Raw genomic sequence first — 15,891 nt, forward strand, 5'->3', positions numbered from 1 at the left:
TTTATGAATAGAAAAATGTTTAAGCTGAGCGTTGTGAGCTCAGCTATTCTTGCTACCACACAAGTATCAGCTGCACTTTATAACGTTGTAGAAGTAACGCCAAGTACTACTAATACTTATAAAAGTGCTTATGGCGTAGCTATTGAGCCTGCAACAACTACAGGCGCAAGTGATAACTGTTTCGTCAGTAGCACTGCTGGCTCTAAGTCTTGTGACAGTTATATTCTTGGTGGTGAGACTCGCTTGGTTTCGATGAACTCAGGAACAGAAGTTGATGGACTTAGTTTCAGAGAAGAAGCGCCATTCGCGATGAACCGTCAGTTTAGTTACATTCAAACGTCCGATGATTTTGAAAATTATTGTGAGGCACAGTTAGGTTATTCTACTTGCAGCCAATGGGCGAGTGTTCGCTGGAATGTTTGGTCGGCTGAAATGAATGGTGATGCAACACCTAACGCAATTGGCTTTATTGGTTCGTCTTCGACTAGTGATGCAGTCTATGAATCAGCTAACGTTGTGATTAATAGCATTTCTCCTTCAGGTACAGCAATTGGTATTGATTCAGGCTTTGCTAATGTAACCAGCTATAGACGTGATTCAGTAGAAGCACGCGTGGAAGGTAGCGCTCCATCTGGATATCTACAAACTAGAGCATGGAAAACTGATGGTACTTATACCGTCGGGAGTGTATCTGTCGAACAAGCAACTAGTGACTATGGAACTTATTACGCGTCTTATCCAGCAATGTGGGATAGTTCAGGTACAACCGTTCAAATACCATGGGTTAGTGGCACCGCTTTGGCTTCATCTAATTATATCGCTGAAGGCAGTATGCGTGATTTCGTTATAGTTGGTAACGTTATCTATGGTGTCGGCTTTAACGCTTATGACTCTTCATATAACTATATGAATGCTACGGTCTTCAAATTAGATCTAGGCTCGAACACATTCGACACTCCATCTGCATGGACATCTACAGTTGTAAATAATGCTACTGTTGTTGTTGGCTCAGATACTATTCACACCAACTCTGTGGTTACTGCTGTCAACGAAAATTTAGTGGCAATCGGTAGTGCTAAGCGTACGGGTAGTACTCCATCTAATGGCGCTGCATCAAATCGACTATTTATTGTTGACGATGTCTCAGCCTCATCGTTGACCGCGAGTTTCCCCTCTGGTGGAATTATATTTGAGGGCGCGGGCGGAAAAGCTGGTGCTATAAACAATTACAACGAGATTGTTGGTCAAGTCGATTTCGATGATACTCGTGAAATTGACGGAAAACCAAGAGTGAAACGCGGATTTATATATCCGTATAATGCGTCTGGCAGTGATGCAACGCGCATGAGTCGCTTTGCAAACAAAGCTTGGTACTTAGATGATTTAACGAATGATGGTTCACTGTCAGGTAATAACCAATATCGCGTTGTAGATGCAACAGATATCAATGATGCAGGGGTGATCTCTGGTACAGCGCTGAAGTGTAGTGGTGGATACAGTACTACTTCTCACAATGCTTCTTGTAGTGGAACAGAAACGGTAGTGGCTGTAAAACTTGTACCGATTGCTGGCGCTACTTCAAGTGATATTAGTGAACGAGGTACCGACACAACAACATCTGAACGTTCGGGTGGCAGCTTAGGTTTTTGGAGTTTAATTCTTCTGACTTTAGGTTGGTTCCGTAGAAAATAGTCATTTTTTGTCAATAAAGGCACAAGCTCACAAAAATAAGCTTGTGCTTTTTTTTGACTTGAGAAAGGTCAGATTTTGCGCGATTCTTTAGGTGTGGTCATAAAAGATCCACACTAATGTAATAGTTGTAAGTAAGACACAAGTTACTGTATGAGGACTGCACTATGAAGAGACAAAAGCGTGATCGCCTTGAAAGAGCACAATCTCAAGGTTATAAAGCTGGTTTGAATGGACGATCTCCCGAAGAGTGTCCATACCAACAAAGTGATGCTCGTTCATATTGGCTAGGCGGTTGGCGTGACGCAAGAGATGACAAACACTCTGGTCTCTATAAATAACCCCCACATACTAAAGGATCTTAAGCCCCGAAAGGGGCTTTTTAATATCTGATACTTATAATGCACTATAACTAAATGTATTGGGTGAAATTAAAGCAGCTTAATAGCTGCTCTAATAAGTTTCTAAGAACTAAAACGCAGACGTGTCTTGGAAGAGGCCAACTTTTAAGTCTTTAGCTACATAAATCTCTTTACCATCAACCAATACGCGACCATCAGCAAGACCCATTACAAGCTTACGGTTTACTACGCGCTTCATGTTGATTTCATAAGTCACTTTCTTTGCTGTTGGCAGGATTTGACCAGTAAATTTAACTTCACCAACACCAAGAGCACGGCCTTTACCTTTACCGCCAACCCAGCCTAAGAAGAAACCCACAAGCTGCCACATTGCATCTAGACCTAGACAGCCTGGCATTACTGGATCGCCAGGGAAGTGGCAGTCAAAGAACCATAAATCTGGAGTGATATCTAACTCAGCAATAATAAGACCTTTACCAAATTCGCCTTCAGTTTCAGACATTTTGCTAATACGATCCATCATCAGCATGTTTGGTGCTGGCAACTGAGGGTAACCTTCGCCAAATAGCTCACCACGGCTTGAGGCTAATAGGTCTTCACGATTATATGAGTCACGTTTGTTTTGCATTATCAATTACTCCAATTTCTGATAGGGTGCATGTTAGTGAACACGTGTACGCCAGACAACTCCGATCAGTACTAAACAAACCAGTTTTTGATACGTTCCACAAACCCAACTGGCTGAACATGTTTTTCAAAATTTTCAATACGTTCTGCAATTTTGCTAATGACGCTATCTTCATCTTCACCTCTGAAAGGTTTACCCATAACAAGAGGAACGACTTCATCGACATGCGACACCGGCCAAATATGAAACTCTCCATTCTTAATGCTTTCTACTACAGATCTATGAAGGGCTAAATGTTTCAAATTGCTTTGCGGAAGGATCACACCTTGTTCACCAGTAAATCCTTGGTGTTGGCAAACATGGTAGAAGCCTTCAATTTTTTCATTTAAACCACCAACAGCTTGCACTCGGCCAAATTGATCCACGGCTCCGGTAACGGCTATTTGCTGATTAATAGGGTATTCAGAAAGCGCACTAACTAATGAGCATAGTTCAGCTAGCGATGCACTGTCACCATCAACTTCACAATAAGACTGCTCAAATACTACAGATGCTGAATAAGGAAGAGGGACATCTAAGTCGAGCTCGCTACTAACAAAAGCTTGCATGATCATCATGCCTTTTGCATGCAAGTTTCCGCCTAGTTCAACTTTACGCTCTACGTCAGCGATATCTCCATCACCAAAGTGAATAACACAGGAAATTCGAGCAGGCTCACCATAAGACACTGGGTGTCCTGCAATATCGACAACCGTTAACCCGTTAACTTGACCAACTTGTTCGCCCTGAGTCTCAATAAACACTTGTCCATCTAGGATATCGTCTAAAGCTCTTTCTGGTAGATAAGATTCTCTGTAGTGACGAGCATCTATCGCTTGTTCTATGTAAATAGCTTCAATTACGTCACCATTCGCTTCTATTGCAGCTTCTTCCAATAGAGCTCTATGCCACATAACGCAAAGTGGAGCATAGTGTTGATCTTCTGTATATCTAGCACCGGCTGTCATCAAACTTATAAGTGCTTCAACGGTTAGCTGAGGAAGTGTGTAGTAATCGCATAGCCATTTAACAAATGACAAATATTGAGTTATCGAATCTGAATCAATCTTTACATCTAGTTCTAGTTCACTGTAAATACACAGCCCAGAGTGGATATCCACATCTAGAAAATCAACATCACCAAGTTGGCTTCTGTCACCAACAACGATGAGTTTGACATCATATTGGCTGTACTGCGTTTCTTCTATAATAGATTTAGGATCACAGTTAAACGGAGCAATCGGTGTACCAAGAATGGCCGATTTCAAAGTAGGCCAGTGACGTGGATTGGCTAAAAGTAAGTTAGCGGAAACAATAAGATAGCCACCATCAGCTTGAGATATCAGACCCTTAGATTTCGAAACTACATGACCATTTTCAGCTTTGACTTGTCCTAAAATTACTTCCATATCAAGCGATTCGGTTGAGATAACTGGCTTGCCTTCAACCATACTTTCTAGCTTTTCTTTTAACAAAGAGCGATATATTGAGTTGTCAGGAGCATTAACAATCAAGAAACGGCTGAATCCTCTAATGTTTAGAAATCTGTCGATTGCTTTTGTTAACCTAGATTGAGTATCGATTAGCGAGATCGGCTGTAGGTTAGGGTACTGTTCTAGTTGAATTTGAAATTCATCGTACTGGGGAGTTGCAAGGCGCCAAATATCTTGAGTCATTGAATTACTGAATTGATTGTTAAGAGACAACGAATTATATAGAAAAACCACTAGTTCGAATAGCACACATGATGAATGATCTTCCTCTAGTTTTTATCAGGATTAATTTGAACATAAATTCGGGTTGGGTTACGCTGTCACCCTAATTTTTAATGGATTGCCTCAAATGAAATATCAACAGCTTGAAAACCTAGAATGTGGTTGGAAATGGCAGTATTTGATTAAGAAGTGGAAAGATGGTGAATCAATTACTTGCCATCTTGATCGTAGTGAAGCAGATGCTGCCATACAGAAATTGAAATCAATTGAACATGAACCTACGTTGGTTCTGGAATGGATTGAAAAGAATATGGCTCCAGAGCTTGATAATAAGCTGAAGCAAGCCATTCGAGCAAAACGTAAGCGTCACTTTAACGCAGAGCAAATCCATACACGTAAAAAGTCGATTGATCTTGATTACCAAGTCTGGGAAAAGCTTTCTACTAGAGCGAATGAATTGGGATGTACGTTGTCAGACGCAATTGAATATCTGCTTAGTGAAGCCTCTCGAAGTGAGAAAGCCAGTAAAGCTGTATCAAACTTAAAAGAAGATTTGAGTAAGTTGCTATCTAATTAGGAGTTAACTCATGCTGTACGTAATTTTAATCGCTGCTTTAATCATTTTCTGGCTTGTAGCTGTTGATAGACCCATACTTAAAGTTACTTTTAAAGATGGTACTTTAAGTAAAGTAAAAGGCCATTTTCCTCCAACCTTTAAACATAACGTCACTGAGATTGCGGAAGTAACACCATTCAGTGGTGAAATGAAGGTATATCAACAACGTACAGGCATGAAACTAGTATTTACAGAGCAAGTTCCTAAAAAAGTTCAGCAGCGAATTCGCAACGTATTTCCGCATCAGGGATTTAAGAGTTCTGGAGATAAAACCAAGAAGAACCGTTGAAGAAATGACCATAAATCAAATAGATAAGGCGCTAATTAGGCGCTTTATCTTTACCATATCTAAGTGCGCATTATATTGGTTTATGACAAATAAACCTTATTTAACAATAACTTATCGTATGCAGTTTTTATATACTAATTTCTTCAAACTGTCACGAAATGCATAAAAATAAGATATTTAGAGAGTTTGTGTGCAATTTAAGTATCGAAGAAACAGCAGAATTGTGTTTCAAAACTTCGAGAACGGTCACACAGTGGGATAGTGGAAAAACGATTCCACCGGAATGCAAACGACTCATGCGCTATGCGAAAAAGCGCCAAATCAGTGATCATAAGTCATGGGAACAGTTCACCATGATTCATGATCGGCTAGAGCTTCCAACCGGACAGCTAGTCGCGCCGCAACAGATTCTTATAGGTATAGCACTTTTAAGTATCCAATCTGAGTTAGAACTCAAAACAACTTCTAAGCTAATTCGTTATTCAAGAGAGTTAGCGCGAATGCTAGTCGAATCCAAAAGCCATACGTAAATAAATGTATTGTGAGTTGTTATGCTCTGATAACAAGGAGATATAACTCGCAATACATCATTGCTTTGTAAGCCTTTTATAACGTAACAATAAAATCTTCATATATAACGCATGCTTTTAATTAGGCATGCGCATAATGACGACTCAAAAGCATACAAAGAACTACATATTTCGAGAATTCGAATGCGGGTTAACGGTTGAAGCCACCGCAGATCTTTGCTTTAAACATATCAAAACAGTTAAAGAGTGGGACAAAGGGAGAACCATACCTCCCGAATGCAAAAGGCTCATGCGTATGTATCGGACACGTGATGCATCGAAAGAAGCCAGCTGGCACCAATTCAAGATAACAAACGGATTGCTAGAACTTCCTACAGGCTTACTTATCACACCTCAGCAGATCCTTTTAGGGGCAGCACTCATAACAGAGGGCTCTGAATCTACTAGAAAGACTTCTTTATACTTAATGAAAACAGCTAGGGCGTTGGCAAATATTCTAGTTCTGAGGAGCGATTTTAGTCCCCAAAACAGAGAACGCCGATAGTTCGGTGGAATTTACCCCCGTAATACAGATTCGGGGGTTTTGCCTTTCCTTCAAGCGCATCACGCTTGTGCGTGCGCTCGTTCCGAGCACACACTCAATCGTAATTGCGCTTTATTAGTCAGACGGAAAGCCGCTATGCGTAAGCTGCAAAGCTATGAGCAAATTTTGACGCTGTAGGTTACTAGGTCGTTAGGCTTGGCAGGAAGGGGGAATTTGTTGCCACAAGAAGACTAGGGAAGCTCCGCGCCATTTAACGACACGAGACACTCAGCATTTGTGTGGGCTTGGTGTCTCGGTCGCGTAAGACGCTCCCTTATCCCTTCGGGAATAATATGAAATGGTTTGATCACATTATTCAACTAAATTCAGTGATGTAACGGAACGCTATATGATAAGTTAGTTTTTAGCTTACGGGCAGATTTTGGGTTGCGTATCTGCAATCAGTGAAAAAAATGTCCTAGAGACTTGCTTTTTGGCGATTATGCTAATTTTTGATAATCCCTGACTAGTGCGTAAGAGTGCCCGTAAGCTACCCATTCCTTTCTTTATAATGGCTTTTCTATGAACTCGATTACACAATTAAAAAACTGTAATACACGGGTAGATCTAGCTCTACTACTTAAAGTTAAACCTGCGGTCTTAACGTTTACGTTATACAAAAAAGGACCTCAGAATAATTATACGTCGTTTAATATCCCTAAAAAAAATGGTGGAGTTAGGACAATCAACGCTCCTATAGGGAAACTAAAAACACTTCAAACAAACTTATCTAAGCTATTATTAGATTGTATTGACGACATTAATAAAGAAAGGGGATTTAATAGCGGGTTGGCTCATGGCTTCGTGCGTGAACGGTCAATTATTACAAATGCAATTATGCATAAGAATTCAAAAAACGTCTTAAACATTGACCTAGATAATTTTTTTGGTTCTTTTAATTTTGGTCGAGTTCGCGGTTTTTTCCAAAAAAATAGAAATTTTCTATTAAATGATGAGGTTGCAACAACTATAGCACAAATTGCTTGTTGTAATAATGAATTACCACAAGGAAGTCCTTGTTCTCCTGTAATTACAAATTTAATTACTCATTCACTAGATATTCAGCTTTTAAAACTAGCGAATAAATATTCTTGTACTTATTCGCGGTATGCTGATGACATAACGTTTTCAACTAGAAAGTCAAAGTTTCCTCCAGAAATAATGGTGGAAAATAATGGTGTATATAATCCTAGTAAGCGATTGAAGCACGAAATAAAAAGGGCTGATTTTAAGATTAATGATAAGAAAACCCGAATTCAATATAGAGACTCTAGACAGGATGTAACAGGGTTGATAGTCAATAAGAAAATTGGTGTAAAAAAGGAATATCGTAGAACGACGAAATCAATGTGCAACAGCTTGTTCCATACTGGAAGTTATACAAAGATAGTTAATGATAAACATGTTGCCGGAACAATAAATGAATTAGAAGGACGCCTAAATTTCATCGACTCTATAGATTTATATAACCGAATTAACTATCCAGAGAAACTCAGTATTCATTATACTCATAGAAATTATGGATATAAAACTAGAGCGTTATTAACAGGTAGAGAAAAAACATTTAGCAAATTTCTATTTTATAAATGGTTTTTTGCACCATCAAAACCAACGATCCTATGTGAAGGAAAGACGGATAATATATATCTTAAGTCTGCAATCTTCCAACTAGCAGCTCACTATCCTAAATTAGTGAAAGCTACTCCATTTGAACATTTAGTCAACTACTTTAGTTACAATAAAAGAAGTAGATTTTTACTAGAGCTTTCAGGGGGAACATCATACCTTGCAGGTTTTATCTCTAGTTATTCAGATCATTACTCCTTATATTCTGCACCTAAATCAGGTCAGCCAATAATAATCATTCTTGATAATGATAGTGGATTAAACGACATCATAAGTGCTTTAGCTAAAATTGATACTTGTACAGTTTATCCAATCGATAAAGCAACAGGAAATATTAAAGAAGATATAAAAACAGCAGACTTCATACATGTCGTGCATAATCTTTACATTGTACTCACTCCGTTAAATGGTAAAAACGATTCGATGATTGAGAATTTGTTCAATCCAGCACTTTGGTCAACACCAATACAAGGTAGGACATTTGACCCAACGGAAAAACGCACCCCTAAAAACAGCTTTTATGGTAAAAATACGTTTGCTACAGAAGTTATAAAGAGACAAAAAGCAACAATCGATTTTTCTGGATTCCATCCTCTGTTTGAACGCATGACTTTGGCTATAACACATTATGAGGGTATTCGTTAAATTCATTGGATTTGCGTTACATACAAAATTACATCAAGCGTTCGATTACTGGTTTTCTCTGACTCAGAACGAAACAGCACACCAAGGTAGGGAATATCACCAAGAACCGGCACTTTCATGGTCACGGTTTGTGAGTCTCTTGCCATCATACCGCCTAGTGCAATAGTTTGACCGGATTTGACCGTGAGAACGGTATCGATTTGACGCTTACTCGTGACAATGTCACTGGCTTCCACGGATTTATCAACACGACTAAGCTCTTGTTTTACTCTGAGTTTAATGTCGCCATTCAAACCAATCATAGGCTGAACCCAAAGCGATAAACCTACGTCTTTACGCTCTATCGTCTGAAACGGTTTGCTGCTTCCGTCAGTCTCTGTGGTGTATGAGCCGGTGATGATAGGTAGCTCCTGACCAACACTAATCAATCCACTGTGACCGTGCAGGATGCTGATTTCAGGGCGGCTCAATATCTCGGTCTTATCGTTGGACTCAATCCAACGCACAAACGCATTAAAATCATCACTGGTCGCGGTCAAGTTAGGTGAGCCGGTTAAGAACGCAATTGCTGAACCATCAAACGCCGTCTTAATTGCACCGGCACCAGCGGCGAGATTCACGGTTAAGTCTCGTAAGTCACCGTCAACGGTTTCCACAATCACAGCGCGTATTTTCACTTGTTTGAGTGGTTTGTCGACTGTATCGATAAACTCGGCAATGTCACTGTGCATCGATTTGGGCGCGGTAATCATCAGCGCAGAGCCAGCAATGATACTGTCTACGTTGGTCACATCAGGCACATCGAGCACAGACGATTGGACAACCAGAGACTTTCTAAGCGGCTCCAGTAAGTCATCGGCGGTGAGGTAGAGCAGCTTATACGTGCGCGTGACGATTTCATTGCCGCCAGTGAGTTTGTTGCGCTTGTCTACGCGAATGACTGAACCCGATTCAATGTAAGTGAGATTATGAGCGCGCATGACACTGAACCACACATCACGAAAGTTCGCCGCACCCGAGGCTTGATAGAGCTTCAAGTCACCGTTCACAGACGGGTCAACGATGATGGTCTTATCAAACACTTTGCTAGAGATGATAAAAAACTCGTTGAGCGTCTTACCGGCGAGGTTGGCTTCAAAGGCAAACGCTCGGGAAACTAGGCACAGCAAGGCGAGGGCAAGGATGCGTTTCATTAGTAGAGTCCACCTCTGTTAAGTGTGACATTGTCACTATTGGTGCGATTTTGGGATGTTTTACGGCGTTGATTGTTGTCGGTTGAAGCCTCAAACGGGTCAAAGTAGCCATAGCGAGCAATGTTAAAACAGGCGCTTTCTTGCATGGCATAAGCGCTGCCTTGCTGGGTGAAGCAGCTGCATTGCTTTCTCACAATCACACAAGTGAGTTCAGGATATTGATTCGCATCGAGCGTGAGTGAGTCATACACCGGCGCGGAGAACGGCAGGGAATCTAAGCGCGGAAGGAACTTTTCTATATATACTGTGTTTATATCCAGTATTTTTAAGTCTTGCGTATTTTCGGCACTTTCAGGGGCTGGGGCTTCACTGTGAACCGTCTCAACAGTGGGCGGTGTGACCTGTTTTTGAAACCACGAATAGAGGTAGAACGCCGCCGCACTGATACCCAACACGCCAACGGTTAAACCGATGATGCCTTTCTTTAATTGCGGGTCGAGCCTGACCTTTTGCGTGTGCTTGATGGAGCTGAGATAAACGCCATAGTATTTGTTATCGCGTTTCACTTTCTCTTTCTCGGCTTTGGCTAGCTCGGTTTTATTGGCTGGGTCAAAGCCTTCAATGTGAAAGTATCGATGCAGCCAGTCACCGCCGATGAACTCGTAATGGACGTAATACTGCATACGCCTTCGGATGATTTGGTCAACGTCTTTGAAGTCTTGAGAGATGTAGACTAAATCAATGCCTTTGTGCCGGTGCGTGGTCACGAACTTCACATCCGGCGACACGGTTTTACCAGCAGTGCGATTGCCCCAAATGTTTTGCACTTCATCAACCAGAATCACCGAACCGGCAGGAAGCGTGTGGATCTCCGTGGGATCATCAAACGATGTCCAAGACAGGTTCAAGTGTTCAATGTCTTGGTAGGTGATGGACTCTTCATCGAGTTCAAGTACGGCTAAGGCTTCTTTAAACGAGGCGAGGCGCTTAGGCGAAGCCAGCTTTTTGAACCAGTAAAGCCACTGCTTAAACGGCTCATGTTTCTTGTAGTGAAACCCCAGATAAGGCAAATCTTCTAGGGTTGCCAGACGTTGCTCAGTCTCGATGCGTAATAGTTTCGCTTCTAACTCTTTGTTGTGACTGTTGGCTGGGAAATACACGCCATAGAGCCAGCCCTGAAAGCTGTTACACACGTTGTAGTCGAGCAGCATCACCCGTATACCGTGATAGAACACAGGACGGTCGGCGAAGTTGTCGTTCTCGATGATAAACTTGATGGCGTTAAGGCTTTTCCCTGTTCCCATACCGCCGCTGAAACCGTGCAACATAACGCTGGCTCCTTATGCTGGGTCGACCGGTTTACGCCACGAAGGACGATAGCCAGTTGCCGACATGAGCCCGTTTAACGTGAACGAGAACACCACACAGGTGAGCACCACGTTGATATAGGTATCCACGCCAGCCATTGCCATGAGTGCGGCAAGTTTCGGAGTGACGCCGTTCATGTTCGACTGTATGTAATCGGCTATCGAATCCATCGCGACCGACACGCCGGTGTAAGCCACCAAAGAGAACCCGACCGAGAGCGCGACATAAGTCGCTAAACCTTTTGCAATGCTGGGAATAAGAGGAACCAGCACCGTGGCTAAAAATCCAATGAAATACTGCATATTAAACGGCTCCTTGTGTGCGACCGATTATGAACAGACCCGTTAACCACGCAAAGGCAATCAATAGGGGGCGTAATAACTCTGCATAGCGACAGGCTGGATCAAACTTGAACTCAATGGTTTTATTGTCACCAAAGGCGCGAAACGAAATGCGCTCAGGCGCAGGGCAAGCACCGCTACCAAAGGACACACCGCCATTGAGGTACTTTTGATTCATGCGCGAGTAATCGATGCTGTCTTTCTGAACCAGCAGCGCTTCATTATTGAGTAACTTGATACCCTTAAACGCTTCTTCAAGTTGGGCGAATTCATCGACCGTGCACGTGCTGTCGTACTGGACTTTAAGCAGGGCGCATTGAATGACATCACCGCGACATTCAAATATCGATTTATCACAATCGGCGCTGGCCATCGGAGGGTCGGTTTTCTCTTGCTCCTCTTCTTTGGGTTTTTCTTCTTTGCCGGTGTCGTTGGGAATGAGCGCACTGTTATCGCCTTGAATAAGATGCTCCAGCATTTCACGCATTAACCCAAGTTGATGCTGGGAAAATTCATTGCCACGCGAAAGCTGTTCAAGCAGCTGACCGCCGAGGCTTTTCAAGTTGCTATTGACGTTCTCCAGATGCTGATTCGAGAGCGACACTTCTTTCACAATCGCATTGTCACCGGCTGACAGCTCGGTATTGTCGGGCTTTTCAGTCGGCGTGGGATTCGGCTCAGGTATTGTTTCTGGTGGCTGTTGTTTCTCACACAGCTGCGGATTCAAATCGCAGAAGTTCGGATTTTCTGTTGGGACGTTTGCGCTAGTGCCAGTTGAGCCATTACCGGCACCGTTGTTTGTGCCATCAAGCGGCGGCAAATCGGGGATAGGTTCATCGGTCTTTTCGGTTTGTGGCGGCAGAGCGCAGGTTTCTTTGCTCGGGTCACAATAGGCGACATCTTTGGGTGCTTTCTCACACGTTAAGCCGACAATGCAACCGTTAGGAATATAGTTACAGCTTGAAGAGACGTTCGGTGTCTTTTGTCCCTCCACATCCTGGCATGACCATTGATAATCGGTCTCCCATAGTTGAGTGTTGGGATTGCCTATCTGACAAGCGTATTGCGCTTGTTGAAAATCTTGTTGAATGTCGGGTGAATCACAGGTGGTTTTCTGTTCACAATCGATAGCTGGATAAACGGGCTTTTCTCCGGCATCACAGTGCTGCAAATTTTCTCTGTTCTCCAGCATGTACAAATCGATAGTACGATACCCCGATAACACGCCATAGTGACTAATATCAACGCCCCAAACGTCTGACAGATAAATATGATGGATAATATTGCTATTATAAAGATAGATAGACTTCTCGATATCTTCTCGACAAAGCTGGAGCCTTTCTTCTTCTGATTTAGAACGGACCTCTCTCACATAACAAACTTTAGGAGCGTTAGACATAATTTTCACCCAGTATGGTGCTTTATTGTTGGCATACGCCCATGGTGAGCATACTAGGAATGCAAAACAAATAAGCCCAATAAGAACACCGTAATTACATACATTTCTAACGTCATAACGTGCCATCCTTAAACCCTCAAGTTCGATCAAAAAAGGGCTGAATACACAGCCCTTGAGTTAGCAAGCAAAGGCGACTTTAACCGCCGATTTTGCCCCATGCTTTTTTCGCAATGGTGAGCAACAGATAAGCGCCGCCCAGCGTGCCAATGACCACGCCAAACTCGCCAATACTGGCAACTGCGCTTGTCACATCAGGAGCCGCAGCAGACGCCGCGCCAGAAGCCATAACAAGAGCCGAAGCCAAGACAACACGTTTTACATTCATCGTTTTCATAGGATTATTTCCTTTTTTAGTGGTGGTTAATCTTCTTCCAACACCAACACATGGCGAGAAACAACACGGTTTCAGGCATCACTTGTTTGAGTTGGTCGAGGGTCATATACGGCGGCGCAAGCTCGGTTTTTACCTCTGCCAGCGTCACCAATTGGTAGCCGGTCGAACAGTCTTTATTGTCACAAGTAATGAGATAAGTGCCTGAATTAAGGCTCATTACTTGGTCATGCCCGAGGCTTTAAAATGCGCTTTGATTTCATCATCAACCGGCACCAACTCAGTCACGATAGCGCCCGACAACGGGTCGTTCGGGTTGATTTCCATTTTCAATTCGTACTCACGGCGAGGCACTAACGCGCCGGTTTTCTCCAGCTTGAGCGCGTACTGGTAATCAAGCTGAATAGGGTGGTCAAACTGCGGATTCACATCGCCCGATTCGCCTAATGTGCGGCGTTTGAACTTCTCCACGTTGATTTCACGCAGTGGACGCGAGATATTGAGCTGCGCACCATCACCACGGAAACTGTTCCAAATGATGTCCACGCCTAACACAAATACACCTTTACTCATGATTTACACTCCAATGGGTCGACTGACCGGTTTGTAATGGACTGGATTAATGCCGTATAGGTATCGGGGAAGCTGAACTTGCGCCCGTCCCGTTGCAGTAATCCAATGACCTTGGGAATATCGCCGTCGAACTCTTCAATCAGCGAATTAAGAATTTTTCCGTACTGGCGGCGCATCCAATACGCTGCGGTTAACACATCACAAGCGACACGTTTTTCAGGGCGAGGCTTGGTATTAAAGGCAGGCGCGCTACTTATAGACGCACTAAAGGCATTGAGCGCGGCAAACGCGCCATCAGGATTTAATAGGGCATCGATGTCCCATTTTTTCAGTTCACACTCGGTGCGATACCAAACCATGCCGTTTTGCGCCAGATTCTGCTCAAGCGCCTTGTTGTAGATACGCCAGTAAATGCGCGAGGTTCGAGAGCCAACAGTCACCATTTCTTGGCTGTAATGCTTCGCGCCATGCTCACCAAAGCGGTATTTGTGGTTCTCGTTAACCGTTGGAGAAATGCCACGTGAAGCGGTTCTAAACGCATCTTCATAAGCGGCTTTTAACGCATAGTCACAATCAAACAAGCCGTGATAATCGTCATACGCCAAATCCAGACGCGCCAATTGTTGAACGCCTAACACATTGGATAACCAGCCGTGCAGCTCCCACGCTTGCAACTTAGCAAACACGTGCTTGCAGCCCGTACCATTGATTTGAAAATGCACCGTGTCTTGGTTGCCACCAATCCCGACAAATCCGCAAAAATCTTCACCGTCTGCGGTCGTGAGTTTCATCGACTCGGTGTAGAACTGAAAACCAAATCCACGTGGCGCGTTCATGGTTAAACCAAGCACGTGCGTGACGAACAATTTCAAACAACGGTCTAAATACTCTTGATACTGAATGCGGAAGAAATTGCGGTAAGCCTCGATGTCTTCGGCACTGCGCGCACGGAAATCGGTATTGAAGACAGGCTCTTGTGGGAAAAAGCGCGCGATGGGATTTATCATCAAAGTGTTACGGCGTGACTTTTTCTTCACGTCAGGGTCATGCTGATGAGTGTCCATGTAAGTGGCTCGCGCACAGTGGCGCAAGTCTTTTACTTTCATGGTGAAACAGAGGTAATCAATACTGACAGCCATCGAAAACCCCCAAGTTCATGCGCTGTTGCGCGGTGGTGTTGGTAATGTCGACCAACTCGTAATGCGGGATTTCGGCGTCAGCCCAAGCACACAGATGATTCATACTGCGAAAAACGTCCCATTCGGTTGAGCCGTACACAAGTACGGAAACCGAATAGTCGGGCAGTAAGTCATAGTAAATCTTGGTGGTGAGCTTGAGCATTTATCGAATACCAGCCTATAATCGTGACAATTTTAATAGCGATTTTTCGCAATACTAATTGCACATTTCCGCAATTACTAGATGCGAAATTGCGCAAGAATTAAGCTAATATCGGTAAAAAAGGAGTCTATCGATGTATCAAGGTCAGCTGTTAGATGCCTATAAAAAGGCGCAAAACTACATACAAGACAAGCAAATTGCCCATGATTTGAATGTTCATCCGTCTAGAATCTGTGAAATGCGCAAAGGTTCGCGCTATATATCTGATTCGGAAGCAGTTTTTCTCGCAGAAAATGCAGGAATTCCTCCAGAGTTGGCATTGCTGGGAATACACGCTGATCGCAACGAAAATGTGACAATAAAAGCCATGTGGGAACGCATTGCAAAAAAGTTCAATAAGCAAGGATTGCAAAGATTATCAATGGGTTACGGAGCGATTGTTATGGGATATGGTGTGATTCAACATTCTATTAATGAGTGCGCATTATATGTATTATGTTAAATATGGTTTTCTAGATGCGAGCAACATACCTACATTGAACGAATAACTGCTCTATTCCTTG

Annotated in this window: 18 protein-coding genes; 7 read left to right on the forward strand and 11 right to left on the reverse strand. The window is 43.0% G+C overall.

What is annotated here, in order from left to right; translation table 11 throughout:
* Nucleotides 1-3: 3 nt before the first annotated feature.
* Together HKI82_RS10190 and rmf are read left to right on the forward strand one after the other, a co-directional pair.
* Nucleotides 4-1,692: a DUF3466 family protein gene (locus HKI82_RS10190; RefSeq protein WP_171137915.1), complete on the forward strand. Its 1,689-nt coding sequence runs from the start codon at nt 4-6 to the stop codon at nt 1,690-1,692.
* A gap of 164 nt (nt 1,693-1,856) precedes the next feature.
* Nucleotides 1,857-2,030 (forward strand): ribosome modulation factor, encoded by a 174-nt coding sequence (rmf, locus tag HKI82_RS10195; protein WP_102942153.1) that lies wholly within the window; start codon nt 1,857-1,859, stop codon nt 2,028-2,030.
* A 130-nt stretch (nt 2,031-2,160) separates the two neighbouring features.
* Here rmf and fabA read toward each other — a convergent pair whose 3' ends face one another.
* Together fabA and HKI82_RS10205 are read right to left on the reverse strand one after the other, a co-directional pair.
* On the reverse strand, nt 2,161-2,679 hold the full coding sequence (gene fabA, locus HKI82_RS10200) for a bifunctional 3-hydroxydecanoyl-ACP dehydratase/trans-2-decenoyl-ACP isomerase (protein WP_102942154.1): 519 nt from the start codon (nt 2,677-2,679) through the stop codon (nt 2,161-2,163).
* Nucleotides 2,680-2,750: 71 nt separating this feature from the next.
* On the reverse strand, nt 2,751-4,394 hold the full coding sequence (locus HKI82_RS10205; RefSeq protein WP_102942178.1) for a S16 family serine protease: 1,644 nt from the start codon (nt 4,392-4,394) through the stop codon (nt 2,751-2,753).
* Between the two features lie 166 nt (nt 4,395-4,560).
* Here HKI82_RS10205 and matP point away from each other — a divergent pair, with 166 nt between their 5' ends.
* The 4 genes from matP (at nt 4,561) to HKI82_RS10225 (ending at nt 8,722) form a co-directional block, all read left to right on the forward strand.
* A complete protein-coding gene (matP, locus tag HKI82_RS10210; protein ID WP_042482429.1) occupies nt 4,561-5,010 on the forward strand; it encodes a macrodomain Ter protein MatP in 450 nt (149 codons plus the stop codon).
* Between the two features lie 10 nt (nt 5,011-5,020).
* Nucleotides 5,021-5,338, forward strand: coding sequence for a DUF3634 family protein (locus HKI82_RS10215; RefSeq protein WP_171137916.1), 318 nt, complete (start codon nt 5,021-5,023; stop codon nt 5,336-5,338).
* A 158-nt stretch (nt 5,339-5,496) separates the two neighbouring features.
* On the forward strand, nt 5,497-5,868 hold the full coding sequence (locus HKI82_RS10220) for a phage protein (RefSeq protein ID WP_102942156.1): 372 nt from the start codon (nt 5,497-5,499) through the stop codon (nt 5,866-5,868).
* A gap of 1,105 nt (nt 5,869-6,973) precedes the next feature.
* Entirely contained in the window at nt 6,974-8,722 is a 1,749-nt protein-coding gene (locus HKI82_RS10225) for a retron Ec67 family RNA-directed DNA polymerase/endonuclease (protein WP_171137917.1), read from the forward strand.
* Nucleotides 8,723-8,724: 2 nt separating this feature from the next.
* Here HKI82_RS10225 and HKI82_RS10230 read toward each other — a convergent pair whose 3' ends face one another.
* From HKI82_RS10230 to HKI82_RS10270, 9 genes are all read right to left on the reverse strand, one after another.
* Nucleotides 8,725-9,915 (reverse strand): hypothetical protein, encoded by a 1,191-nt coding sequence (locus HKI82_RS10230; RefSeq protein WP_171137918.1) that lies wholly within the window; start codon nt 9,913-9,915, stop codon nt 8,725-8,727.
* Complete coding sequence (locus HKI82_RS10235; RefSeq protein ID WP_171137919.1) at nt 9,915-11,243, reverse strand: zonular occludens toxin domain-containing protein; 1,329 nt, start codon at nt 11,241-11,243, stop codon at nt 9,915-9,917. The genes HKI82_RS10230 and HKI82_RS10235 overlap by 1 nt, the downstream gene beginning before the upstream one ends.
* A gap of 12 nt (nt 11,244-11,255) precedes the next feature.
* Nucleotides 11,256-11,585, reverse strand: a complete 330-nt coding sequence (locus tag HKI82_RS10240; protein WP_042487053.1) for a DUF2523 domain-containing protein — start codon at nt 11,583-11,585, stop codon at nt 11,256-11,258.
* Between the two features lies 1 nt (nt 11,586).
* Entirely contained in the window at nt 11,587-13,023 is a 1,437-nt protein-coding gene (locus tag HKI82_RS10245; protein ID WP_171137920.1) for a virulence factor TspB C-terminal domain-related protein, read from the reverse strand.
* A 196-nt stretch (nt 13,024-13,219) separates the two neighbouring features.
* Nucleotides 13,220-13,417 (reverse strand): major capsid protein, encoded by a 198-nt coding sequence (locus HKI82_RS10250; RefSeq protein ID WP_042487059.1) that lies wholly within the window; start codon nt 13,415-13,417, stop codon nt 13,220-13,222.
* 16 nt (nt 13,418-13,433) lie between these two features.
* Nucleotides 13,434-13,634, reverse strand: a complete 201-nt coding sequence (locus HKI82_RS10255) for a hypothetical protein (protein WP_171137921.1) — start codon at nt 13,632-13,634, stop codon at nt 13,434-13,436.
* Nucleotides 13,634-13,987 (reverse strand): DUF1293 family protein, encoded by a 354-nt coding sequence (locus HKI82_RS10260; protein ID WP_102942166.1) that lies wholly within the window; start codon nt 13,985-13,987, stop codon nt 13,634-13,636. Before HKI82_RS10260 ends, HKI82_RS10255 begins: the two co-directional genes overlap by 1 nt.
* Nucleotides 13,984-15,126: a replication initiation factor domain-containing protein gene (locus HKI82_RS10265; RefSeq protein WP_102942167.1), complete on the reverse strand. Its 1,143-nt coding sequence runs from the start codon at nt 15,124-15,126 to the stop codon at nt 13,984-13,986. Before HKI82_RS10265 ends, HKI82_RS10260 begins: the two co-directional genes overlap by 4 nt.
* On the reverse strand, nt 15,110-15,328 hold the full coding sequence (locus HKI82_RS10270; RefSeq protein ID WP_102942168.1) for a hypothetical protein: 219 nt from the start codon (nt 15,326-15,328) through the stop codon (nt 15,110-15,112). Before HKI82_RS10270 ends, HKI82_RS10265 begins: the two co-directional genes overlap by 17 nt.
* 133 nt (nt 15,329-15,461) lie before the next feature.
* On the opposite strand from HKI82_RS10270, the gene HKI82_RS10275 reads away from it, so the two are divergent.
* On the forward strand, nt 15,462-15,830 hold the full coding sequence (locus HKI82_RS10275; RefSeq protein WP_171137922.1) for a DUF3693 domain-containing protein: 369 nt from the start codon (nt 15,462-15,464) through the stop codon (nt 15,828-15,830).
* Nucleotides 15,831-15,891 lie beyond the last annotated feature (61 nt).

It is taken from the genome of Vibrio plantisponsor (genome assembly GCF_013041605.1).
GTDB classification, from domain to species: Bacteria; Pseudomonadota; Gammaproteobacteria; order Enterobacterales; family Vibrionaceae; genus Vibrio; species Vibrio plantisponsor.